Origin of the sequence: Pseudomonas sp. R76 (genome assembly GCF_009834565.1) — a bacterium.
GTDB lineage: Bacteria > Pseudomonadota > Gammaproteobacteria > Pseudomonadales > Pseudomonadaceae > Aquipseudomonas.
The window spans coordinates 3888285-3912615 of the sequence record NZ_CP019428.1; the positions used below are offsets into that span (position 1 = coordinate 3888285).

Annotated in this window: 22 protein-coding genes and 1 pseudogene; 7 read left to right on the forward strand and 16 right to left on the reverse strand. The window is 61.1% G+C overall.

Translation table 11 applies throughout. From position 1 onward, the window contains the following. Positions 1-23 precede the first annotated feature (23 nt). A complete protein-coding gene (locus PspR76_RS17320; protein WP_159957188.1) occupies positions 24-770 on the forward strand; it encodes a creatininase family protein in 747 nt (248 codons plus the stop codon). A 129-nt stretch (positions 771-899) separates the two neighbouring features. Here the strand turns inward: PspR76_RS17320 and PspR76_RS17325 are convergent, their stop codons facing one another. After that, a complete protein-coding gene (locus tag PspR76_RS17325; protein WP_159957190.1) occupies positions 900-1241 on the reverse strand; it encodes a hypothetical protein in 342 nt (113 codons plus the stop codon). 45 nt (positions 1242-1286) lie between these two features. Then, entirely contained in the window at positions 1287-1931 is a 645-nt protein-coding gene (locus PspR76_RS17330) for an ATPase (protein ID WP_159957192.1), read from the reverse strand. 143 nt (positions 1932-2074) lie between these two features. Between PspR76_RS17330 and PspR76_RS17335 the strand changes: the two genes are divergently transcribed. Further along, complete coding sequence (locus PspR76_RS17335) at positions 2075-2338, forward strand: hypothetical protein (RefSeq protein ID WP_159957194.1); 264 nt, start codon at positions 2075-2077, stop codon at positions 2336-2338. Here the strand turns inward: PspR76_RS17335 and PspR76_RS17340 are convergent. From PspR76_RS17340 to yfcF, 4 genes are all read right to left on the reverse strand, one after another. Beyond that, positions 2315-3148 carry an amidohydrolase family protein gene (locus PspR76_RS17340; protein ID WP_159957196.1) on the reverse strand — a complete coding sequence of 278 codons (834 nt, stop codon included), beginning with the start codon at positions 3146-3148 and terminating at the stop codon, positions 2315-2317. The genes PspR76_RS17335 and PspR76_RS17340 overlap by 24 nt on opposite strands. 27 nt (positions 3149-3175) lie before the next feature. Further along, the gene (locus PspR76_RS17345) at positions 3176-4456 is read right to left on the reverse strand and encodes an MFS transporter (RefSeq protein ID WP_159957197.1); all 1281 of its coding nucleotides are present in this window, start codon (positions 4454-4456) and stop codon (positions 3176-3178) included. Between the two features lie 112 nt (positions 4457-4568). Beyond that, positions 4569-5300, reverse strand: coding sequence for a GntR family transcriptional regulator (locus PspR76_RS17350; protein WP_159957198.1), 732 nt, complete (start codon positions 5298-5300; stop codon positions 4569-4571). Positions 5301-5411: 111 nt separating this feature from the next. Then, positions 5412-6044, reverse strand: a complete 633-nt coding sequence (yfcF, locus tag PspR76_RS17355) for a glutathione transferase (protein WP_159957199.1) — start codon at positions 6042-6044, stop codon at positions 5412-5414. A 174-nt stretch (positions 6045-6218) separates the two neighbouring features. Between yfcF and PspR76_RS17360 the strand changes: the two genes are divergently transcribed. Next, a complete protein-coding gene (locus PspR76_RS17360) occupies positions 6219-7652 on the forward strand; it encodes a hypothetical protein (protein WP_159957200.1) in 1434 nt (477 codons plus the stop codon). Here the strand turns inward: PspR76_RS17360 and PspR76_RS17365 are convergent. Beyond that, positions 7649-8191, reverse strand: a complete 543-nt coding sequence (locus PspR76_RS17365; protein WP_159957201.1) for a DUF924 family protein — start codon at positions 8189-8191, stop codon at positions 7649-7651. The two genes, PspR76_RS17360 and PspR76_RS17365, sit on opposite strands and share 4 nt — an antisense overlap. Before the next feature lie 141 nt (positions 8192-8332). On the opposite strand from PspR76_RS17365, the gene PspR76_RS17370 reads away from it, so the two are divergent. After that, positions 8333-9379, forward strand: a complete 1047-nt coding sequence (locus PspR76_RS17370) for a HoxN/HupN/NixA family nickel/cobalt transporter (protein WP_159957202.1) — start codon at positions 8333-8335, stop codon at positions 9377-9379. 138 nt (positions 9380-9517) lie between these two features. On the opposite strand, the gene PspR76_RS17375 is transcribed toward PspR76_RS17370, so the two are convergent. Continuing rightward, on the reverse strand, positions 9518-10123 hold the full coding sequence (locus PspR76_RS17375) for a LysE family translocator (RefSeq protein WP_159957203.1): 606 nt from the start codon (positions 10121-10123) through the stop codon (positions 9518-9520). Between the two features lie 153 nt (positions 10124-10276). Here PspR76_RS17375 and PspR76_RS17380 point away from each other — a divergent pair, with 153 nt between their 5' ends. Continuing rightward, positions 10277-11920 (forward strand): sensor domain-containing diguanylate cyclase, encoded by a 1644-nt coding sequence (locus PspR76_RS17380; protein WP_159957204.1) that lies wholly within the window; start codon positions 10277-10279, stop codon positions 11918-11920. 78 nt (positions 11921-11998) lie between these two features. Here PspR76_RS17380 and PspR76_RS17385 read toward each other — a convergent pair whose 3' ends face one another. From PspR76_RS17385 to PspR76_RS17415, 7 genes and pseudogenes are all read right to left on the reverse strand, one after another. Then, positions 11999-13318: an OprD family porin gene (locus tag PspR76_RS17385; RefSeq protein WP_159957206.1), complete on the reverse strand. Its 1320-nt coding sequence runs from the start codon at positions 13316-13318 to the stop codon at positions 11999-12001. A 137-nt stretch (positions 13319-13455) separates the two neighbouring features. Beyond that, on the reverse strand, positions 13456-14289 hold the full coding sequence (locus PspR76_RS17390; RefSeq protein ID WP_159957208.1) for a phosphodiesterase: 834 nt from the start codon (positions 14287-14289) through the stop codon (positions 13456-13458). A gap of 9 nt (positions 14290-14298) precedes the next feature. Further along, positions 14299-15330: an ABC transporter ATP-binding protein gene (locus PspR76_RS17395; RefSeq protein WP_159957210.1), complete on the reverse strand. Its 1032-nt coding sequence runs from the start codon at positions 15328-15330 to the stop codon at positions 14299-14301. After that, the gene (locus PspR76_RS17400) at positions 15327-16121 is read right to left on the reverse strand and encodes an ABC transporter permease (protein WP_159957212.1); all 795 of its coding nucleotides are present in this window, start codon (positions 16119-16121) and stop codon (positions 15327-15329) included. Before PspR76_RS17400 ends, PspR76_RS17395 begins: the two co-directional genes overlap by 4 nt. Further along, positions 16118-16936, reverse strand: a complete 819-nt coding sequence (locus PspR76_RS17405; protein WP_159957214.1) for an ABC transporter permease — start codon at positions 16934-16936, stop codon at positions 16118-16120. The genes PspR76_RS17400 and PspR76_RS17405 overlap by 4 nt, the downstream gene beginning before the upstream one ends. Next, positions 16937-17941 (reverse strand): annotated as a pseudogene (locus tag PspR76_RS17410) (ABC transporter substrate-binding protein). Then, positions 17925-18944 carry a LacI family DNA-binding transcriptional regulator gene (locus PspR76_RS17415; protein ID WP_159957216.1) on the reverse strand — a complete coding sequence of 340 codons (1020 nt, stop codon included), beginning with the start codon at positions 18942-18944 and terminating at the stop codon, positions 17925-17927. Before PspR76_RS17415 ends, PspR76_RS17410 begins: the two are co-directional and overlap by 17 nt. Positions 18945-19310: 366 nt before the next feature. Here PspR76_RS17415 and PspR76_RS17420 point away from each other — a divergent pair, with 366 nt between their 5' ends. Then, the gene (locus PspR76_RS17420) at positions 19311-20408 is read left to right on the forward strand and encodes a carboxynorspermidine decarboxylase (protein ID WP_159957218.1); all 1098 of its coding nucleotides are present in this window, start codon (positions 19311-19313) and stop codon (positions 20406-20408) included. A 28-nt stretch (positions 20409-20436) separates the two neighbouring features. Beyond that, a complete protein-coding gene (locus PspR76_RS17425; RefSeq protein ID WP_159957220.1) occupies positions 20437-21681 on the forward strand; it encodes a saccharopine dehydrogenase family protein in 1245 nt (414 codons plus the stop codon). Positions 21682-22035: 354 nt separating this feature from the next. On the opposite strand, the gene PspR76_RS17430 is transcribed toward PspR76_RS17425, so the two are convergent. After that, positions 22036-24309, reverse strand: coding sequence for a hypothetical protein (locus PspR76_RS17430; RefSeq protein ID WP_159957222.1), 2274 nt, complete (start codon positions 24307-24309; stop codon positions 22036-22038). Positions 24310-24331 lie beyond the last annotated feature (22 nt).

Genomic DNA, 24331 nt, shown 5'->3' on the forward strand with positions numbered 1-24331 from the left:
CCACAGATAAAAGAGAGCGTCGCATGCTTCTACACCACTCCACCTGGATCGAGATCGGGCAGTTTCTGGAACGCAGCCGCACGGTGGTGATTCCCATCGGCTCCAACGAACAACATGGCCCCACCGGCCTGCTGGGCACTGACTGGATGTGCCCGGAGATCATTGCCCATGAGGCGCAGAAGAACGCCGACATCCTGATCGGCCCGACCTTCAATATCGGCATGGCCCAGCATCATTTGGGTTTTCCCGGCACCATTTCGCTGCGCCCTTCCACCTTTATCGCCGCGATTGGCGACTGGGTGCGTTCGCTGGCCGGGCATGGTTTCGACAAGATCCTGTTTCTGAACGGCCACGGCGGCAATATCGCCACCATTGAGGCGGCGTTCTCCGAGCTGTACGCCGAGGCCAGCTTCGCCCGCCGCCCGGCCGGTTTCGCGCTGAAGCTGGTGAACTGGTGGGATCTGGAAGGCGTCACCGACCTGGCTCAACGCCAATTCCCGGTCGGCCACGGCAGCCATGCCACGCCGTCGGAAATTGCAGTGACGCAGTGGGCGTACGCGGATTCGATCAAGTCTGCCGAGTATTCACCCCAAATTGCCAACACCGGGCCAATTCGCGAAGCGCTGGACTTCCGCGCACGCTTCCCCGACGGGCGCATGGGGTCGGACCCGGCCCTGGCGACGGTGGAAAAAGGCGGTGAGTTGGTGGCGTTGGCGGCTCAAGGGCTGGTCAAGACCGTGAACAGCTTCAGCAGCGAAGCGAAGCCCTAGGCCGCACATGGATCATCATGTGGGAGCGGGCTTGCCCGCGATAGCAGCGTGTCAGTCGGTGAATTTATCCACTGATACACCGCCATCGCAGGCAAGCCAGCTCCCACAGAAGAGTTGAGTAGCCTGGGACTACTTGCAGTCCTGCGCCGACATTTCCAGCCGCGACGGCTTGATCGCCGAGGCCAGCGGCTTGCGCTCGTACAGGAAGACTTTGGTGCCGTCCTGGGACTTGTAGGCCTCCAGCACGTCATCGGCGGCAATCTTGCTGGTCAACACCACCTTGGCGTGACGCGAGTTCTGCGTCACAGTCGAGGAAATGCCGTGTTTTTCAAGCTTGGGCAGTACGCATTGCACGTAGCTTTCGGGCGACTTGTCCGTTTGCAGCGTCAAGGTCGGAGCGTTGGGAGCAGTGATACAACCGGTCAACAACAAAGAAGCAAAAGCCAGGGCCGGGACGAAAAAAGAGCGCATAAACATTCCTGAAAATAACCAATAGGGTTCACATCGATCCGCACATCATCCGGCGCGGACCAGGGCCTTGAGCGATGCGTCGAACTGCTTCAACGCATCAAGCTGCACATCACGTTGCTGTTCAATCTGCGCGGCAATTTCCGGGGCCGCTTTGTCGTGCACCCACACCGACGGCACCTGCTTGTGCACCGAACCTTCGGCCTTGGCGATGTATTGCAGGTCCGCATCATAGAACCGTGCAACAAAGCGCGCCTCGACCACGTCGTTACGCTGGGTCAGCAGTTGGTTATGGGTATCGAGCATCACCACCACATCGGGGTGAGCCTGCACCAGTTCATCCAGGCTGCTATAGACCGTGACGACAGGAAAAGTGCCCTGCAATGAATTCATCAACCAATCAATTGCCAGCTCCGGGTCGGAACTGTTGACGAACGCCTCGCGGATGCGCCCGTCAAGGGCATCCTTGGCGCCGTTCATGGCCATGGCGTGGTAGCGTTCAAGGTAACTGAGGTTGTCGCGGGTCTTTTCGCTGTACAACACACCCACCGACTGCACGTGCTGCAGGGAGTCTACGCTACCGACGAGTGGCAGCAAATGGCCCGTACGCAGATCATCAGCAATTGCCGGGTTGGCCAGCACCGCAGTGCCGAGCATCAGCATCATTAAACCCAGTTGGATTATCGTCCTCATCGCGCATTTCCTTGAACAGCGTCTCGATGGGGGGATTGTCCGCCTTTGGCACAAAAACAGAACTTGTGATCCTTGATGGTGACTATCATTTGAACCGATAGTGTCGGGAATAGCGATCTCTATAAAACTATAAGGACCTTGCCATGAAGCCCCACCAGAAAATCTTCGACCGCATCCGCGAAGCTGTTTTGCCGGAGTTTCGCGAGCGGGTCGCCGATTACCTGGTCGACTATGAAAACGTGCTGCAGGACGCAGCCGCCGATGCCGACCAGCGCTACGCCAGCGCCCAGCAATTGCGCGGTTACCTGCGCGGCTTGAACACCACACGGGTTCTCGGAATGGCAGATTGGGAAGACCTCGACCGGCGTGTGGAACAGGCTTCGCTACACGTGCTCGAAGCCGAATAACCGGCTGGGCGTGTCGATCAGCAAAGCCTGCTGCACCGACTTCGAAAAACCCAGCGCCTGGCGTTGCTCCACCACGCTCGCATAGCTGATACGGTTTTCGTGCTGGGTATGCGGCCAGTCACTGCCCCACACCAGGCGCTCAAGGCCAAAGCTCTGCGCCAGCAAGGGCATGGCCGCACGGGCAAACTCAAGGTTTTGCTCTGGGGTGCCGGCCAAGCGGTAGATGCCCGAAACCTTCAGCCACACCTGCCCGCTTGCGCCCAATGCCAGCAATTCGCCGAACGCGGGCTGGTCAACGCCGCGCCGCGCATCCGGGCGCCCGAAGTGATCAATCACCAGCTTGACCCCGAATGGCAACAGCTGGCGCACCAGGTGCGGCAGGTCGTCCAGCTCGCGGTGCAGCTCCACATGCCAACCCAGCTCGACTAACCGCTGGAAAAACACCGCCCAGCCCGGCTCGGCGAAGTCCGGCAGCGGCTGCCCCACCAGGTTCAACCGCACCCCGACCACACCCTGGCGAGCCATGGCCTGCAAGGTCTCGGGCGCTACCTGCCGGTCAACCACCACTACCCCGCGCAACCGGTCAGGCGCCTGCTGCAAAGCGGCCAGCAGATAGCGGTTGTCAGTGCCAAGAAAACTCGGCTGCACCAAAACACCATGGCTCAAACCATTGGCGTGCAGATGCTCGAGGTATTCGGCCAGTGTGGCGTCGTAACCCGGCGTGTAGCGGCGCCCGCCGGCGAGGGTCAGCGTGTGGCTGAACACATGGGCATGAGCGTCGATGCCAGTGAGGGTGCGGTTATCAAGCATGGTTTTATCGTTCACCAAAAAAGAAGTTCAAGCCTGGGCACGCTGGCCAACCGGGGCACAGTCGGCAGGCGCGGCTTCGAGGGCACGGCCACGGGTTTCCGGCAGGCACAAGGCGGCAATCACCGCGACGCCGTAGGCAATCCCGGCATCAATGCCAATCGCCGAGCCCAGGGACATCGAGTCACTCATATGCCCCACCAGAAACGGGAACACGGCGGACAACACGCGCCCGAAGTTGTAGCAAAAACCCACGCCGGCACCGCGTACGTCTGCCGGGTACAACTCGTTGAACAGCGCCCCCAGGCTGGCGGGAATACCTGCCGCGAAAAAGCCCAGCGGGAAACCGAGGAAGAGCATCTGGGTATTGGTCAGCGGCAGGAACACATAGGCCTGCACGGTGACCACGCAGCACAGCGCAAACAGCACGATATTCTTGCGTCGGCCAATGCGGTCGATCAGCAAACCACTGACCACGCAGCCACACCAGAACGCGAAGATGATCACCGCCAGGTAGCCACCGGAATTAAGCACCGACAGGTTGCGCTCGGTCTTGAGAAAGGTCGGCAGCCAGGTCATCACCGCGTGGTAGCCGCCGTGGGCGCCCAGGCCGAGCAAGCCGCCAAACAGCGTGACGCGGATCAATTCAGGGCGAAAAATGCCGGCCAGGGACTTGAAGAAGCTCTGCGGGATTGCCTGTTCTTTTTGCAGGCGCTGGAAGCTGTCAGGCTCCTCGACATTGCGCCGCACCCAGATGATCAGGAATGCCGGCAACAAGCCGACCACGAACATCACTCGCCAGGCCATGTCCTGGGGCACAAACGAATAGATCAGCGCAAACACCCCGACCGCCACGCCCCAGCCCACGGCCCAGGCGCTTTGCACCGTGCCCATGACCTTGCCGCGATACTTCGGGTTGATGGTTTCGGCCATCAACACTGCGCCCGCCGCCCACTCGCCGCCGATGCCGAAGCCCTGCAGCGCCTTGACGATCAGCAACTGGTTGAAGCCGGTGACAAACGCCGACAAAAACGTGAAGAACGAAAACCACACAATCATCCATTGCAAGGTGCGCACGCGGCCGTAGCGGTCGGACAGCGTGCCGCCGACCCAGCCGCCGATGGCCGAGGTGATCAGCGTGACACCGCTGATCAACCCCGCATCGCCCTTGGTCAAGGCAAACGCGGCAATCAGTGCCGGAATCGCCAGGCCGAACATTTGCACTTCCAGTGCGTCGAGTGACCAGCCGCCGAAGCAGGCCCAAAACGTTTTGCGCTCGCGAGGAGTGACTTGGCGATACCAACTGAACATGATTTCTTATCCTTATAGGTCAAACGCAAGGCAGCCGAACGCGAACCGCGCCGCAGCAGGGCCAGGGGTGGCAAACATTAGGAAGTGGGGCGAGCCGTGGCCCGCCCACGCGTCAGCGAATATCCACGCGGTAACGGAAGTGCTCGGCATGCCCACGCGAGCGTCGCCACTCCAGCGGTTGCCCGGCGTAATCGCGGGCCAGCCGTTCAATCACCACCACCGGGCTGTGCACCGGCACCTGCAACAGGCGCGCGTACACATCGTTGACGGCTTCGGCGGTGAGGGTCTCCTCGGCGGAGGCCACCACTTGCCCGCAAACACTTTCATAAATCGGATAAAGCAACGGCCCTTGCTGCGCCAGGTCGATGTCGAGCAAGGCCTGGAAACGCGTGCGCGGCAGCCAGATTTCTTCGGCCAGCAGCGGCTGCACCTCCAGCAACCGTGTACGCACGATGCGAATCACCTGTGCGTCGGGCGCCAGGCCCAATGCTTCACTCACCGCCGAGGGCGCGGCCAGGGATTCAATCGAAAGGATGCGGCTCTCCGGCACCTGGCGTTCGCCAGAGGGGCCCTGAAAGCGGAAAAACCGGAACAGCGAGGATTGAAATTGCGGCCGGCGCACAAACGTACCGCGGCCCTGCTGACGCTCAAGGATGCCTTCGCTCACCAGCGCATCCACCGCCTTGCGTACGGTGCCGGTGGACAGTTCGTACTCGGCGGACAGCACCGCTTCAGTCGGGATGGCTTCACCGGGGCGCCAGCGATTGTTGGCGATCTGCTCAACCAAGTGGTCGCGCAGGCGTTGATAAAGCGGCAGGCGGGCATCACTGGACAGCGTATTCATGGGGCACATTCACTTTGTTATTTAGTCATATATATGAATATGCGCTGAGTATTTGCCCGCCGAGTGACGGCTGTCAAGCGCGTCACCTTAAGCAGAAGATGAATGGTCGGCTTACAACGCCGGGCGTTGCAGGTTGACCCATGCCTGCACGGACGGCCGCTGCCACTGACGCCGGGCATAGGCGACCAACTCGGCCGGTACGCTGTCACCGTTGAGGATCAAGCGATTGAGCATCACCGCCAGGTCCACGTCGGCAATCGACCACTCGCCGAACAGGTAGTCCTGATCACCTACCAGCAACGCTTGCGCCGCAGCGATCAACTTGCCCGCCGCCACTTCGGCCGCAGAAGACAATGGCGGCATCTTCTGGCCGTAGAACACCACCAGCGTCGAGCGCTCCTGGCGAATCGGCAGCAAATCGCTGCGCAACCACGCCTGCACCTGGCGCGCCCTCGCCCGCTGCTTTGGGTCTTTCGGGTAGACCGCTGTGTGGGGATACACCTCGTCCAGGTATTCGCAGATCGCCGAAGATTCCGACAGTGCAAAGTCGCCCTCCACCAACGTCGGCACGCGCTGGGTCAGGGACAGTTGGGCGTAGTCGGTGGCCTGGTTGTGTGCGGCGTCCAGGTCGAGGGTGAGCGTGTCGAACGCCAGGCCTTTCTCACGCAGGGTCACGAACACGGACATGGCGTAGGGGCTGGTGAACTGGGCATCCACATAGAGGCGTAACGGGCTCGGGGGCATGGCGGGTCTCCTTGGGTGAAAACCCACGCTACGAGATGCACGGCAATAAAGACAATGGCGGTTTTTTATGGGGCCATTCCTGGCGGGAATAGCCCCGATAGTGGCAATATCGTAGCGATTCGCTAGTCTGCGAACACGCCCCGCCATTCGAAGCGTTCAAGGAAAGATCAGCTTATGAAACAAGCAGTTGTCGTCATTCACGGGATCGGCGAGCAGCGCCCGATGGACACCCTGCATGGCTTTGTGGATGCAATGATTGCCGCCGACACGCAAGGCGGCACTCCCCTGTATTGGAGCAAGCCGGACAGGTTGTCGCGCAATTTTGACCTGCGCGTATTGAAGTCGTCAGGCCGCACCAGCACGGATTTCTACGAGTACTACTGGGCGCACAAGATGCAAGGCACAAAAGTCGGCCACTTGCTCGGTTGGCTCTGGGACATTTTCAAGCGCCCCCGTCACGACATCCCGGAGGCTATCGTGCCGATCTGGCGCACCACACGCTGGGCCGTGATGCTGCTGTTGGTGCTGATTGCCAGCGGCACCCTCGCGACCGCCTGGGGCCAGTTCGAGCACACCGACAACCCCTTCGCACTGGTGCCGCTGCTGCTGGCCGCCATCGGCCTGGGGCTGCGCTATTCCGCACTGTCCTACCTGGGCGACGCCGCGCGATACCTCAGCCCCAACCCGCAGAACGTGGTGGTGCGTGAGCAGATTCGCGCCGACGGCGTGGCCTTGCTGCGCGCGCTGCACAATAAGGGCGACTACGACCGCATCATCGTGGTCGGCCACAGCCTGGGCAGTGTGATTGCCTACGATATCGTCGGCTACCTCTGGCACGAACACCACGATCAACTGACCAAGGTCATCCCCAGCAATCGCGAACTGGCCAGCCGCTATGCCGATCACGAAGCGTTGCAACCGGTGATCAAAGACACACTGCCTAAAGCCGGCGCAGCGCTGGACGGCAGCCTCGGCAGCACCTTGAAGTTTCGCGAGCAGCAGGCCGAAGCCTTTATCGAACAGCGCGGCCTGGGCAACCCATGGCGCATCACGGATCTGGTCACCGTCGGCAGCCCAATGGCCCACGCCAGCCTGTTGCTGGGCCGCAGCGTGAGTGACTTCAAAAAGCGCATGGAACGCCGCGAAGCCCCGGCCTGCCCGCCGACCGAGGACGAAAAAGGCTACGGCTACAATGCGCGCCAGCCAGTGATGCTCGGCCAACAGCCGTTCACGCCGTACTACCTGCACCACGCGGCGGCGTTTGCGGTGACGCGCTGGACCAACCTGTACTTCCCGGCGCCGTTTGGCCTGTTTGGCGACATCGTCGGCGGCCCGGTCAAGCCGGTGATGGGCGCAGGCGTGCTGGATTTGCCGGTGACCGTGGGCAAGGGCAAAGGCTGGCTCGCACGTTCATGGCTCAGCCACACCCACTACTGGAGCGAGCGCGGCGGTGCCCAAGGCTACCTGGGTGCACTCACCACAGATGAACACGCGATCACCCAAGGCCCGCGCCCGTCGGCCACCGAAGCGTTGCGCTGGGCGGTCGACCTCAAGGGCCTGCGGCGTTTTCGCCCGGCCCGCGCCAGGGAAAGCCTGGCGCAGGTTTAGCCGGCAAAACCGCCTTTATCCAGAAACTCACGCTCTTGTGCAGTGGTTACGCGGGCCAACAGCGCATTGCGATGCGGGAAGCGCCCAAACCGCTCGATGATCGCGGCATGCTCCTTGGCCCAGTGGTAGGTGCTGGCATCCAAGTGCTGATTGAGGGCCAACGAGCGCTGTTGATCGGCCGGATCTTCCGAGTGTTCAAACGGCAGATAACAGAATGCGCGCAGCTCGGGTTCGATCAACTGGTCCAGCCCGGCGTCGACCATGCGCTGCGCGTACAGGCGCGCCAGCGGGTCGGTGGCAAACATATGCGCGGTGCCGCGAAAGGCGTTGCGCGGGTACTGATCCAGCAAAATCAGCAAGGCCAGCGCGCCGTGCGCAGTATCCAGCCAGCCTTCCAGCTCGCGACGCGCGGCTTGCATGTGCGTGGTGTGGAACGTGTCGCGAAACGCCGCGTCGAAGGCGTCGTCCTTGGCAAACCAGCGCTTGGGCCCCGCCTGCTTCCAGAACTCAATCACCGACTCGGCCGGTTGCCCGTTCATGCCCGTCATCCTAACCGCCCTCTTTTGCGCAGAGAATGCCCTGCAGATTTCATCATTGACGCCATAAGAATCCATTAAGTTTCCCCTCTGGAGCCGCTCCCGCGTCGGAACGGTCGCGCCACCGCACATAGGGTTTACCTGATGATCCACCGTCTTGCCCAGATTTTCAGTGATTCCAATAGCCAAGTGCGCAGCAAGCTGTTTGGCATTTATGGCCTCTTGATCGCCATAAACATCGGCGCCTGGCTCTGGGCGCTGGTGGCGTTTCATGAGCACCCGGTGTTACTCGGTACCGCCCTGCTCGCCTACAGTTTCGGCCTGCGCCACGCAGTGGACGCCGACCATATCGCCGCCATCGACAACGCCACCCGCAAGCTGATGCAAGAGCAAAAGCGCCCGGTGGCCGTGGGGTTCTTTTTCTCACTGGGGCATTCGTCGGTGGTGGTGCTGGCCTCGATTGCCGTGGCCTTTACCGCCGCTACTCTGAAGGAGCATTTCGAGGCGTTCAAGGCCGTCGGCGGCGTGATTGGCACGTCGGTGTCGGCGCTGTTTCTGCTGGTGATCGCGTTGATGAACCTGGTGATCCTGCGTTCAATCTACAAAGCCTGGCGCCACGTGCGCCAGGGCGGCGCCTACGTCGAGGAGGATTTCGACCTGCTGCTGGCTGGTCGCGGTTTTATGGCGCGCATCTTTCGCCCGCTGTTTCGCCTGATCAGCCGCAGTTGGCACTTGTACCCGTTGGGGTTTCTGTTCGGCCTGGGGTTTGATACCGCCACCGAAATCGCCCTGCTGGGCATTTCCGCCACGCAAGCGGCGCAGGGCTTGTCGCCGTGGTCGATCATGGTGTTCCCGCTGCTGTTCAGCGCCGGCATGTCGCTGGTGGACACGCTGGACGGCCACCTGATGCTCGGCGCTTACGGCTGGGCGTACATGAAGCCGATCCGCAAGATCTACTACAACATGAGCATCACCTTGGTGTCGGTGGTAGTGGCCGTGATCATCGGCAGCATCGAGGCGCTGGGACTGATCGCGGATCAGCTGGAACTCAAGGGACATTTCTGGGGCTTTATCGGCAGCCTGAACGACAGTTTCGGGATGCTGGGCTACATCATCATCGGCATCTTTATCGCCAGTTGGGCGGCGTCGGTGTTGCTGTATCGCTTGAAGGGGTTTGACCGGCTCGCCTGAGGTGGCTGATTAAGCATTTTGTGGCGAGCGGGCTTGCCCCGCGCTGGGCTGCAAAGCAGCCCCAATACAGGCGCCGCAGAGTGGCACAGACAACGCGGGCGCCTGGTTTCGGGGTACATACTGCCCCACACCCTTTACCTAAGCGCCGGTGATGTGCAAATAGAACGCGTGAAACATGAAATACGCACAGCCAGCCAGCGCCAAACCCATGCAGCGGTTGAACACAGTAAACGCCGTCGCCCCGTTGATCCGCCGTCCCAGCACCGCGCCCAGCAAGGCATAGACCCACGGCGCCCCGACCGCGCCGAGCCCCAACAGGGCTGAAACGCCAGCAATGGACGCCCCGGTAATATGCGCCGCCGGCAACATCACACTGGTAATCGGCAACACCGCGACGATGCCCTTTGGGTTGAGCAACTGAATCACCAGTCCATTCCAGAACGTGAGCGCCTTGACCGGCGCGCTCGAAGCGTCTTCAACCACCGTGCGGGCCGTGAACACTTGGTAGGCCAGGTACAGCGTGTAAACACCGCCGACCAGTGAGATATACGGCAACGCTGCCTGGGAAATAATCGCCTCGCCGGTGTAGCCGAACAGCACGAACATCAGCAGCATCGCGCAGCCCACGCCGAAGTAGAACCCGCTGGAGCGACGGAACTTGCCGGTGAGGCCAGCGTTAAGACCCATTAAATTCACGGGACCGGGGCTGTACATGACGCTGAAGGCGTAGAGGAAAATGTCCATGGAGAACCTGCAGTAGAAGAAGTCAGGCGAGTCTACTGAGGCGGGTGGCGTTGAATCTTGTACGTTTGTGGTTGCGCCTTGGTGGCCTGCCGCTGGCTGTTCCCCATCCATTGCGCATACCATGGGCCAAAATAAACACTAAAATGAGCCCCCATGATCACAGCCAGCCTGCGCAGTCACCTGACCTTATGGTTTGCCGGTTTATCACTGCTCACCCTGTTGATCGTGGGCTTTTATGTCGGGCATATCGCCACCGAGCAGATGAAGCAGGCCAGCGGCAATTCGCTGCTCGGCACGGCGCGCTCGACAGCCGCGCTATTGGCCGTTCAGTTGCGCGAGCGCCAACTGGAAGTGTCGCTGCTGAGCAAGGCACCGGTGCTGCGCAAGGGGGACCTGGACGCGCCGGACATAATGCCCCTGATGGAACTGCGCACCCAGTCACGCGCCGAGTACGCGTGGATGGGCGTGGCCGATGCCGAGGGCCGCGTGCGCCAGGCGGTCAACGGCTTGCTGGTGAATCAATCGGTGCAGCAACGGCCCTGGTTCCAGGCAGGCATGCGGGGCGAATACACCGGCGATCCCCACGAAGCCGTGTTGCTCGCCAAGCTGCTACCGGGCGCGGCGAATGGCGAGCCGTTGCGGTTTATCGACTTTGCCGCGCCGATTCGCAATGCCAAAGGCGAGACCATTGGCGTGCTCGGTGCCCATGCGCACTGGAGTTGGGTGACGCAAATCGTCGATTCGGCAGTGATGCAAAAGGACGCCACGTCCAACATTGAAGCCCTGATCATCGACTTCGACGGCAAGGTGCTTTACCCCGAGATACTGGCCGGGGAACAAATGCCGCCCGCCAGCCTGCGCGCACCGTCGGGCTGGACCAGCGGCAACGGTTACGTCAGCGCATCGGTGGCTGTGCCAAGCCCCTCGAACGCCAACCTGTCCTGGTACATCGTGGTGCGCCAACCGCTGGACATCGCGCTGCAACCGGCGCGGGTGCTGCTCTATAAATTGCTGATGCTCGGCGTGCTCGCCGCCATCGTGTTCGGGCTGGTGGCGTACTACCTGGCGTCGAGCCTGAGCCGCCCCATCGAACGCCTGGCCAGGTCGGCCAAGCAAGTGCAAGACCAGAAGCCCGGCGCCGTCTTCCCCCAAGAGCATTCGGTGCTGGAAATCGCGCAGTTGGGCCAATCCATCAGCAGCATGACCCAGTCACTGCTCAGCAAAGAGCGCGAGCTGCAAGACGCCAACGCGTCCCTGGAAGCCACCGTCGCCCAGCGCACCGCCGACCTCACCCAGGCAAATGCCGACCTGCTGAAACTGGCCACCCACGACGCCCTCACCGGCGTCTTCAACCGCCGCCGCTTCGACGAAAAACTTGCCGAGAACAGCCTGCTGTTCCAGCGCACCGGACGTGCCTTCGCCCTGCTGCTGATCGACGCCGACTACTTCAAACGCGTCAACGACACGTATGGCCACGCCGTCGGCGACGACGTGCTGTGCCAACTGGCGGCGCTGATCGAAAGCACCACCCGCGCCACCGACTTTGTCGCGCGTTACGGCGGTGAAGAATTTGCGGTATTGCTGCCGGAAGTCGAAGAACCCGATAGCCCCGACGTGGTCGCCGAAAAAATCCGTGCGGCCGTGGCGGCCGCACAGTTTCCGACAGTGGGCCAGGTGACGGTGAGTATTGGGGTGAGTATCGCTCAGCCTGCAGACCGTGATTCACTGGCGCTGCTCAAGCGGGCGGACATGCAATTGTATGAAGCCAAGGGCGCAGGCAGAAACCGCGTGGCGTGATCGATAAAGATCAACTGTGGCGAGCGGGCTTGGTATGGCAAGCCCGCTCGCCACAGCAAGAGTGTTGAGGCGCCGCCCTTACAGCAACGGAATCGAATAACTCACAAACACCCGATTCTGATCCTGGTCCCGCGCCACTTCGCTGCGCGACACGCCGTTACGCCAGCCGAACCCGACGTTTTTGAACGTGCCGCTTTGCACCACGTAATCCAGGGAGATGTCCCGTTCCCACTCGCTGGCAGTGTTGCCGGCGGTGGTGAGGATGTGGTCGCCTTTCAAGTACATCACCGAGGCCTTCAGGCCGGGCAGGCCCAGCGCGACGAAGTCGTAGGCGTATTGCGCAAACGCGGTGCGTTCGCCGGCCTGGATGAAGGTCTGCACGGTACGGTCGGTGTAGAGGTACAGGCTGGAGCCACCCTCGCCTTTGTTGACCAGGCCGCCCTGGTTGAGTTGGGCGAAGTTGCTGTCGTCGGAGACTTGCTGATAGCCCGCCGTGATCGCATGCGGGCCGAGCGAGTAAATGAACGCGGCGCTCCAGGTGTTGTTGTCGATTTCGCCGGTGCCATTCTTGGTATAGCCGCTGAACTTATAGCCTTCTGCGCGCCCGGCGGCGCTGCTGTTCTTGCCGTCGGAAGTGGTATTGAAGTAACGCAGGTCGGTTTTCAATGAGCCGTACTCACCCAACGGCAATACATGGATCAAACCGGCAAAGTGCTGTTGGTAATAGTCTTCGAGGTTGGCGTAGTAATACTGGACCAGCAGGTCCTTGTTCACTTGGTAATCCAAACCTGCATAGTTGAATTTATTGCTCTCTTGAGTGCCGCCCGCCGCCGCCAGGCCGCTGCGGTCGCTGGAGCCACGGCCGGTGGTGTGTTGCAGCTGGCCGCCGATCAGGGTCAGGTTGTCGATGTCTTTGCTGGTGATCTGCCCGCCTTCGAAGGATTGCGGCAACAGGCGGCCATCGTTGCTCACCAGGATCGGCAGATTCGGACGCAGGTAACCGTAGCGCAGCTCGGTCTTGGCAAAACGCGCCTTGGCCGTCGCACCACCGCGCGCCCAGCTGTCGGCGGCCTTGCCGTCATCGTTGGGGATCATCGAGCTGCCCACATGGCGGCCGGCGCCGCTGTCGAGGGTCACGCCGAGCATGCCGACCGCATCCAGACCAAAGCCGACGGTGCCATCGGTGAAGCCCGATTGGTAGTTGAGGATAAACGCCTGGCCCCACTCTTCGGTCTTCGACGGTGCGGCAGTGCCGTCGCGGTTGTCGTTATTGAAGTAGAAGTTGCGCATGTTCAAGTTGGCTGTGCTGTCGCTCAGGAAATCAGCCGAGGCCAAGGGGCTCAGGGCAATGCCCAGGCCGCCGGTCAATACGCTTAGTGCATTCAAAGTGGCTTTCATCAGGACGAACTCCGGCGCGGAATCCAAGTTCCGGGCGCATAAAAAGGGCAGCAGGATGCACGCGGCCAAACTCGGTTGGCCGCCGCGTTAACGAACGTTTAAGTGCTTAGTTGAGTGAAGTGAACCTCCGTAAAACCTCAGTCAATCAATCCATGAGCGTCATAAAACGGATACGGACCCGGGTAATCCCCGAATACGCCGTTGTGGCTGATCAACCCCTGCTGCTCATCCCAGCGGTGCAGCAAGTAGCCCGCCGGTTCCAGGTTGAAATGCGCAGGCGCAGCGTCTTGCAGGTCGAGCACGATCTGATGCGAGGTGCCGGGGCACACACAACTCAGGCTGCCGCCGAACCGCCGTTGCATCGGCCGGTGCAGGTGCCCGCACAACAGCCGTTCCACTTGCGGGTGGCGGGCGACCACTTGCTCCAGGGCGGCGGCGTTGATAAAGGGCTCGCGGTCCATATGGCCGATGCCGCTGATAAACGGCGGGTGATGCAGGATCAGCAAGGTCGGGGCCTCGGGGCGCAGTGCCAATTGCGCGTCGAGCCACTGCAACTGGCTGTCGAGCAGTTGGCCGCCATGACCACCGGGAATGGTCGAATCGAGACCGATCAACCGCAACGGGTGCTTATCCACGACCCAATCCAGCGGGCCGTCTGCCGACGCGGGTAAATAGGCGTGATCAGCGAAGGCCTCCAGCAACGGCCCGCGTGTGTCATGGTTGCCGGGCACCAGGTAGCACGGCATGTGCAGGCGCGCCAATTCCGGGTGCAGCACGGCGTATTCATCGGCACGGCCGAAGTCCACCAGGTCGCCGCTGATCACCACGATATCGGGGCGTGGGTAACTGGCGTTCAGATGGTCGACGGCGCGGCGTAGCGCGCCCAGGGTATCGACCACGCCATAGGTGAGGCGGTTGCCGGCTTTAAGGTGCAGGTCACTGATTTGAGCAACTACAAACGGACGGTTCAAAATAAAGACTCACGTATTCAGGGTGAACAACATGTGCGGCGCAATCGCCAGGGCAATCGGCGCGCCGACGCAGTGCAGCTGGTTGTCGCTGCTGTCCACCAGCAACGGTTGCGGGCCGCCGACATCCACCAGCAGGCGGCTTTGCGCGCCCTGGAAGAACTGCGCCAACAGATGGCCGTGCAAATGCCCTTCGTCTTCCATGACACGCAAGTGTTCGGGGCGGCAGTAGACAGTGCTCGGTAAGTCGGCGGTGTGCCACGGCAGCTCACCGCCGCAGACTTTCAGGCCGTGGGCGCTGCGCTCCAGAACCGTGAAGGCATTGAGGTTGCCGACGAAGCCTGCGACGAATGCATTGGCCGGTTGCTGGTAGATTTCCCGTGGGCTCGCCAGTTGCGCCACGCGCCCCTGCTCCATCACCAGAATGCGGTCGCCCAAGGCCATGGCTTCGCCCTGATCGTGGGTGACGAACACCGAGGTAATGCCAAGCCCGCGCAGCAGTTGATCCAACTCACTGCGCAGGCGCTCGCGCAATTGCGCATCCAGGGCTGCCAACGGCTCATCAAGCAACAGCACTTTGGGGCGCGGCGCGAGCGCGCGGGCCAAAGCCAAACGCTGACGCTGGCCGCCCGAGAGTTCATGGATGCTGCGCTGGCCGTGGTGCTGCAAGCCCACCAGTTCCAATAATTCCTCGCAGCGCTTGTTGCGCTCAGGCGCGGGAACGCCGCGAATCTTCAAGCCGTAGACAATGTTGCCGGCCACGTCCAGGTTGGGAAACAGCGCGTAATTCTGGAACACCATGCCCACATCACGCCGCTCGATGGGCAGACGGGTGACGTCCTGGTCACCGAAAAACACTTGGCCCACATCCGGGCGCTCCAGCCCCGCAATCAGGCGCAAAGTGGTGGTTTTGCCACAGCCGGACGGGCCGAGAATCGCCAGGGTTTCGCCGCCTTCGACGGTCAGGTTCAGGTCATGCACGGCCACGGTGCCGTCGGCGAATGCCTTGCGACAGCCCTGCAGGCGGATAGTGATAGCGGTCATCGACGCTCTCCACGGGACAAACGGGCACTGATGGCCTGCAGCGCAATCAGCAACGGCACGATCATCAGCAAAAAGATAAGGGTGTAGGCGCTGGCGATTTCCAGGCGCGCCGAGGCGTAGCTGTCGGCCAGGCCCACGGGCAGCGTCTTGGTCATCGGCGTGTGGAGCATCCAGGTCAGGTTGAATTCACCCAGGCTCAGGGTCACCACCATCAGCACACCGGCGAGAATCCCGGCCCGGCAGTTGGGCACCACCACGCTGAAAAAGCGCTTGATCGGCCCGGCGCCAAGGCTGGCGGCGGCCTCCTCCAACACCGGCAGTTGCTGGCGTTGCATCACCGCCATCACCGGGCGTACGAGGAACGGCAAGGTGAACAGCACATGGCCGACGAGGATGAACAACCAACTGCTGCGGAAACTGCCAAACTGACCATAAGTCAGCAGCAACGCCAGCGCACTGGCCAGCCCCGGCATGGCCACCGGCAGCACCATCAGTTCCTCGAAGGCACGGCTGAAGCGGTTGTTCATCCGCACCAGCGCATAGGCTGCCGGTACGCCGATCACACAGACGCACACCGCACAGGCCACGGCCAGTTGCAGCGACAACCACACGGTCGGCGAATAGGCCTGCCACACCTGCACCAGCCAGTTGAAGGTCAGGCCGCTGGACAGGCCAACGAAGAAGTTACGCGTCAACCCGGCCAGCAGTGACATCAACACCGGCACCAACATGAAGGCGCACACCAGCAAGGTGAACAGCAGTTGCATCACAAACAGCGATGAGCGCTTCACAGGACGGTCCCCGCGTTTTTCACCAGGCGGCGCGTGAGCAGCAACACCGCCCAGGTCACCGCGCCGAGCACCACCGACAGTGCCGCGGCGACGGCAAAGTTGGCGTAATTGGTGAACACGTTGTAGATCGCCACCGGGGTGACATTGAGTCGCGTGCCCAAGGTAAAGGCCGTGCCGAATGCGCCCATGGATGTGGCAAAGCAAATCGCCCCGCAAGATGCCAATGCCGGAGCGAGGCCCGGAACAATCACATCGCACACCACGCGCCAATGCCCTGCGCCCAACGAATGCGCAGCTTCCTCAAGGCTGCGGTCGAGGCTTTCGCACGCGGCCATCACCGTGAGAATCACCCGTGGGATCGAGAAGTACAGGTAGCCGACAAACAACCCGGCCAGCGAGTAGGCGAAGACCCAGCGCTCACCGGCCAGTTGCAGGCCCAGGGCCGCAAACAGGCCTTGGCGCCCGGCCAGCAGGATCACCAGAAAGCCCACCACCACGCCGGGAAACGCCAGGGGAAACGTGAGCAAGGCCACCAATGCCGAACGGCCAAAGAACTGCTGACGTGCGAGAAACACGCCACTGATTCCGCCAATCAGCAACGCCGCCAGCGTCACGACAACAGCCAGCACACAGGTTTGCGCCAGGCTGCCCAAATACTGCGCGCTGCTCAGCACCTGCCAATAACCGCTGCCGTTGCTGTCGCGGCTCTCGGCGCCGAGCACCATCAGGTGCGCCAGCGGCAACAGCCAGAACGCGAGCAGCACCGCAAACGCCGGGGCCAATGCCCAGGCGGCCTGTTTTGCCGATGTGGCCACTTACTTGACCTCGTTCAGGTAACGGGCGGCGAAGGCTTCCTGCACGGCGGCCATTTTTTCGTAGTCCACCACACCGGCACGCGCGTAATCACTGTCCGGCAGGAACTGCGCGGCGACGTCGGCCGGCATTTTCATTGGGCGCACCGGGCGCAGGTAGGCCTTGGCCCACAGCGCCTGGCCTTCATCAGAGAGCACGAAATCGAGGACCTTCTCGGCGTTCGCGCGGTGCGGCGCGTTGGCCACCAGGCTCATCACGTACGGCACGCTGATGCTGCCCTCTTTGGGGATCACGAACGCGATGTTGGCGTTGTCCTTGTAACGGGCGCGGTAGGCGTTGAAGTCGTAGTCCACCAGGATCGGCAGCTCACCGGACAGCACCCGCGCATAGGCGGTTTGCTTGGGCACGATGGGCGCGTTTTTGGCCAGCTTCTGGAAGTAGTCGATGGCCGGGGCGAAGTTATCCAGGTCGCCACCCAGGGCGCGGTTGATCGCCACGGCGGAGACGTAGCCGACGAAGGCGCTGGACGGGTCGAGGTAACCGACCATGCCTTTGTATTCAGGTTTGAGCAGGTCAGCCCAGCTTTGCGGCACCGGCAAGCCGCCCAGCGCATCAACGTTGACCATGATGCCCAAGGTGCCCGAGTGGATCGCAAACCAGTGCCCGGCCGGGTCTTTCAAACCGGCGGGGATCTGCTCCCAGCCCTTGGGCTTGTAGGTGCCGACCACCTCGGCTTTTTGCGCCTGTAGGCCGAAGGTCACGCCGTAATACACCACGTCCGCCACCGGGGCGGCCTTTTCGGCCACCAACTGCGCCAGGGACTGGCCGGAGTTTTTGTTGTCCAGCGGCACTTGCACGCCGGTGCTGGCGGCGATGGCCTTGAGTTGGCTGCCCCAGTCGCCCCAGTCCGGCGGGCAGTTGTATCAAATCGCGGTTTCGGCGGCCTGGGCCAGGCTGGCCATGCCGCACAGCAGCACGGCTGCCAGGGTTTTACTGAACGCGCGCATCAGGTGTCTCCTCAAGGGGTTGAGTGCTGTCGCCGGGCCGGATATGGCACGGCAGGCAATGGGAAATCGGAGCGTTGCCGGCGATTTGCGCCAGCAGTTGATCAATCACAGTGCTGGCCAACAGGCCGATGGGCTGCACCACGCTGCACAGCGTCGGGTGCATCTGGGTGCCAAGGGCGATGCCGTCAAAGCCCATCACCGAGAGTTGCTCGGGCACATTCCAGGCGTTGCGGCGCAGCTCGGCGATCAGGCTGATCGCGAGAAAATCGTTGGAACACACCAGCGCGGTCGGCGCCTGTGGGCCTTGCAGAAACGGCTCGATTGCCGCGAACTCGGCCTGGGTGTGGGCCGGCATTCCAATCACGGCACGGCTTCTAAGACCGTACTCGCGCATCGCGTCGCAATAACCGGCGTAGCGCAGCCGGGCGCGGTCGGACTGCAACGCAGGGCCGGCGACCATGCTGATGCGCCGGTGCCCCGCTTCCAGCAGATAACGCGTGGCCAGGGCCATGCCGGCGCGGTTGTCGACCGACACCGCGCTGTAGTTGGGGTTGCTCGGTTGGTGATAGGCCAGCACGAACGGCGTTTGTTCGTTGGCAAGGCTGTTGAGCACGCTGTTGCTTTCGGCGTCGGTGACCGTCAGCACCAGGCCATCCACACGCTGGCGCAGCAATTCTTCCACCACGATGCTTTCGCGCTCGCTGCTGTAGTCGGTGGTCGCCAGCAACAGGCTGTAGCCGCGCAGTCGGGCGGCCCGCTCCATGGCCTGGAACTGCTCGGCGAACACCGGGTTGAGCAGGTTGGGCACCACCACGCCGATCAGGTTGGTGGTTTGCAGGCGCAGCTGGCGGCCGAGCAAGTTAGGCCGAAAGCCCAACTCGCGGGCGGCGGCGAACACCTGTTCACGGGTGGCCGGGCGCACTTGGTCGGGGGAGGCAAAGGTGCGGGCGGCAGTGGCACGGGATACCCCGGCCAGCTGCGCAACGTCTTTCAGGTCGGTCATTGTCACTCGCTTTGAGATCGATCTCATTGGCGAGGACAGTAGCGATCAAATATGGCATTCCAGTGCTAAGGTGATGACAGTTTTACGGCAGTTAGTGGCGCTATGTCCGCGGATACACAGCTCCAAATGTGGGAGCGGGCTTGCTCGCGAATGCGGCGGTGCAGTTATAAAGCGTGTGACTGACAAACCGCCTTCGCGGATACACAGCTCCCACACTGATCCGGGATATCCCCATAGATAGTCATACTTCGCCGCTACGATTAAAAATCGGGCGCAGCAAAATCCGCCCACGAACCTTTCGATCTGATCCAAGTGCGGGCACAATGCGTGTCCTTTTTTGGCAGGCACCGCCGCAGGCTCTCAAAAATGATCAAAACGCCGTACTACCTCATCGATAAACAGAAACTTCTGGTCAACATGCAGAAGATTGCTTACGTGCGCGAACAGTCCGGCGCCAAGGCTTTGCTGGCGCTCAAGTGCTTCGCCACCTGGTCGGTGTTCGACCTGATGCAGCAATACATGGACGGCACCACCTCGTCGTCGCTGTATGAGTTGAAGCTCGGCCGCCAGAAGTTCGAAGGTGAAGCACACGCCTACAGCGTGGCCTGGGCCGACGACGAAATCGAAGAGATGCTGGATAACTGCGACAAGATCATCTTCAACTCGATCAGCCAGCTGCAGCGTTTTGCCGAGCGTTCCGAGGGCAAGACCCGTGGCCTGCGCGTGAACCCACAGGTGAGCAGCTCCGACTACCTGCTGGCCGACCCGGCACGCCCCTTCAGCCGTTTGGGCGAATGGGACCCGGTGAAGATCGAAGGCGTGATCGAGCAAATCACAGGCTTCATGTTCCACAACAACTGCGAGAACGGCGACTTCAGCCTGTTCGACAAAATGCTCGGCACCATCGAAGAGCGCTTCGGTGCGCTGCTGCACAAGGTCAAGTGGGTCAGCCTCGGCGGCGGCATTCACTTCACCGGTGAAGACTATGCCATCGACGCGTTCTGCGCGCGGTTGAAGGCGTTCTCCGAAAAGTACGGCGTGCAGGTGTATCTGGAACCCGGCGAAGCGGCGATCACCAACAGCGCCTCGCTGGAAGTCACCGTGCTCGACACTCTCTACAACGGCAAAAACCTCGCCGTGGTCGACAGCTCCATCGAAGCTCACCTGCTGGACCTGCTGATCTACCGCCTCAACGCCAAGTTGGCGCCAAGCGAGGGTGAACACACCGTCATGGTGTGCGGCAAATCCTGCCTGGCCGGGGACATTTTCGGCGAATACCAATTTGATCGTCCGCTGGCCATCGGCGATCGGCTGTCGTTTATCGACACCGCGGGCTACACCATGGTCAAGAAAAACTGGTTCAACGGCCTGAAAATGCCGTCCATCGTAGTGAAACAACTCGACGGTACAGTCGAGGTGGTTCGTGAATTTGGTTACGACGACTACCTGTCCAGCCTTTCGTAAGCTGGCGGATAAAGGAGAGATAAAGCAATTGAAAAAGAACGTTCTTATCATTGGTGCAGGAGGTGTCGCCAAGGTGGTGGCCCACAAGTGCGCGCAGCACAACGACGAACTCGGTCGTATTGCTATCGCGTCGCGCAACATCTCCAAATGCCAGGCCATCATCGACAGCGTCAAGGCCAAGGGTAGCCTCAAGGTTCCCGCCGACATCCAGGCCTTCGCGCTGAACGCCCTGGACGTGGAAGCGACCAAGGCCCTGATCCGCGAGACCGACTCGCAGATCGTCATCAACGTAGGCTCCGCCTTCCTCAACATGTCGGTACTGCGCGCCTGCATCGACACCGGCGTTGCGTACCTCGATACCGCCATCCACGAAGAGCCGGGCAAGGTCTGCGAGACCCCGCCGTGGTACGGCAACTACGAATGGAACCACCTGGAAGAGTGCAAACAGAAGAACATCACCGCCATCCTTGGCGTGGGCTTCGACCCGGGTGTGGTCAACGCGTATGCCGCGTTGGCACAGCAACAGCATTTCGACCGCATTGATTCGATCGACATTCTCGACGTCAATGCCGGCAGCCATGGCAAATACTTCGCCACCAACTTCGACCCGGAAATCAACTTCCGCGAATTCACCGGGCAGGTGTGGAGCTGGCAGAACAGCCAGTGGACCAGCAACACCATGTTCGAAGTCAAACGCACCGACGACCTGCCGGTAGTCGGTTCGCAAAACCTGTACCTGACCGGCCACGATGAAGTGCACTCGCTGTCGAAAAACCTCGACGTGCCCAACGTGCGTTTCTGGATGAGCTTCGGCGAACACTACATCAACGTGTTCACCGTACTGAAAAACCTCGGCCTGCTCTCCGAAAAACCGGTCACAACCGCCGAAGGCCTGGAAGTGGTGCCGTTGAAACTGGTCAAGGCCGTGCTGCCCGACCCGTCTTCGCTCGCCCCAGGCTACACCGGCAAAACCTGCATCGGCGACCTGGTCAAGGGCACCAAGGATGGCCAGCCACGCGAGCTGTTCATCTACAACGTGGCCTGCCATGAAGAAGCCTTTGCTGAAACTGACAGCCAGGGCATCTCCTACACCGCAGGCGTGCCTCCGGTGGCCGCTGCGCTGCTGGTTGCGCGTGGCGAGTGGGATGTGAAGCACATGGCCAACGTTGAAGAGCTGCCGGCTGAGCCGTTCCTCAAAGCGCTGGACGTGATGGGCCTGCCGACTCGGATTAAAGACGAGCACGGTGATCGGGCTTGGGATGCGATTGCCTGAATAGGCGGTAGCTGACCGAACAAAAAAATGCGCCCTTAGGGGCGCATTTTTTGTTTGGGCAATACAGCTCCAAAATCCAAAGAAGATTCAAATGTGGGAGCGGGCTTGCTCGCGAATGCAGGGTGTCAGTCAACATATTCGGCACTGACACTCCGCTTTCGCGAGCAAGCCCGCTCCCACATTTTAATTTGTGGCTGTTATTCCCGAGTGGCTTCGCGCACGCAAGCGTCGAACAAATACCGCACTGTGTGGGAGCTGGCTTGCCTGCGATGGCGGTAGACCGGCCAATATAGCCTTCACCGCAAGACCGCTATCGCAGGCAAGCCAGCTCCCATACTTGAATCGTTAGTGTCATTACTGCTCACCCGCCCGGCATGAAGCCACGTCCTGCGGCGGTAGCAACCAATGCCGCGTGGTTGTCCATCCCAAAAAGACTCTCGCGCCATCCTCAGCGGGAGCGTGCTGAGGCAACACCTCGCCGCCACAAGCCCTGCGCAACCCCCTCATCAGCGGAAGAAATTTTTCTCGAAAAGCCAATGGCTGTGTGGAGAAATAAGCCTCGACTGACGCCAAGGCATCTGTGCGCTCACACTCATCGAGCATCGCCAGGTAGAACACCATCTGGCGCCAGGCATAAGCGGTATTTTTGAGCATTATCAACCGAGCATGATAGTGCTCAACCCGCATCTGATGCCGTTTGCAGATCCACTCAAAACACGCTCGCACCATGCTGCTCAGTCTCGGCTGCAGCAAAACCTTCAACCCAAGTTCTTCAAACAGTAACGCGAGGTTTTGCGTGGTTAAAATTTGCTGTTGCTCAAGAATGGTGCCATTGGTTGCCGGGTGCCACGTGCCCAGCTCAGCTCCTGCACGCCTTGCGCAGAGCGTCGCGAAGACATCGCTTGCTACGCGCGCACGTCGCCGCCCGCGGGTAACAAGGCCCGCCAGCTCATCGGTATCAATGTCGTAATAACGTGCGTAAAGGGAGCCTTCCAGCACCCGGCCTGCTCGCCTGGCAGCATCGGCAAACTTATCGGAAAACTTACCCATGAAGATATCTGCAGCGACCTCTTCCACAAAGGGCAGGTTCAGTTGCGCAGTGTCAGCCAGTGCGGAAAATTCCTGGAGAAGCTTGTTAGGCAAGATGGCGTGTGGAAAAGCAGAAAGCGTCAACGCCGATGACTCAACCAGCGCCTGCTTGGCAGCGCCCGCCACCACAGCACCGGGCTGGCGGTCGCCTTCAATGACGGCAACCCAAGGCAACTCACTGAGGCCAACCTGACGCTGAAGGTTCAGCAGCAATAACGAACGCCGCCGCCGGAACGCGCGGTAGGTAGAGGCGTATACCATTCTTAGCGCTTCATCGCGCAACCCCGAGCTACTCAGTTGCGCAGTCATCGCGGGCAACACCCGCGCGACGGTATCACCTGAAGTAATCAGCCCATCCTCGATCAATTCGCTAATCGTCCCACTCCGACATCGCAGAAGACGGCGCTGGATCGCTGGTGGAATGGCAACGCCCTCGCCCTGCCCAAACGTCAATGCCTCCTCAGCGGTGATTGGCGCTATCAAATCAGCAAAATCCCAGAGACCACCTTGCGCGGGATATGTTGAGAGCCGGTTCGCCACCATAAGGGCAATGAGGTGATGCTCCGGCCCCGCCACCTGACTAAGTTGATTCGCACGCAACGCACGGTGAGAGACTGAACCCGGATCGCCATGCTTGCGCACAAAATCATCGACGATTTGCCGTATGCGACCGACTTGACGCCCGGTGAGCGATTGCGCGTCGCGGGAACATTGCCCAAGTAAAGAAAACAGTTCCTCCACGCGATTCGAAGAGCGCCTGTCGCTACCCGACCGCTTAAAATCCACCGTTAACTCGGCCGCCCGCTCGCGCCACCCACTCGGGTAATGACGGCACGGCCAGCCAGCCTCATAGGTCAGGAGGAAATGCGAAACAGCTGAATCATAAAGCGGCAAACGCGTTTCGATTGTCTGTTTCTGCACAGTGACCCGAGCCTGAGGCGGCAAGGTTGAAAGCAACTGCTTGATCTCGCCGGCGTCCACAATGTTCACCTGCGCGGCTGAGATCGGCAGCTGCGTAGAGGTCGACGGGAAGAAACGCAGTCGGCCAAAGAACGGCCCAATCACGTCTATCAGCGCCCGAGCCTGCTCAGTGCGCTGCTGCCCGACTAGCCAGGCTACTGTCAGTAACGCGGCCTCCTCCGGCACATCGACCGCATAATCACAGCGGGCTAAACGTGAGTGCAAGGTCTCAAGGCCGTCATCCGTAAGATGCCAGGCATTGATATCGAGCCGTTCAAAGCCTGGACGAATACCTGGGATAGAGGCGGCCAGTTCACGTTCATAGTCCGTCAGTTCGCCACCAGCCAACAGATTGCCGGTCGCAAAGCCGCCCGTAACGACCTCCAGCGTAACCCAGGCTGGAACCTCAGCAATGGGTGTGCGCGAGCCATACTCGACCGTGCCTTGCAGCAGGTTCCCGATGACCTGCTGCCAGCGTGAAATACGTTTGCGGGCGTTAAAGCGAGCGACTGGACCGCAATCCAAATCGTGCGCAAGCAGCGCTTTCGACAGTTGGAAGACTGCATAACCTGCGTCCATGCCAGTCACTCCATGTGACCTG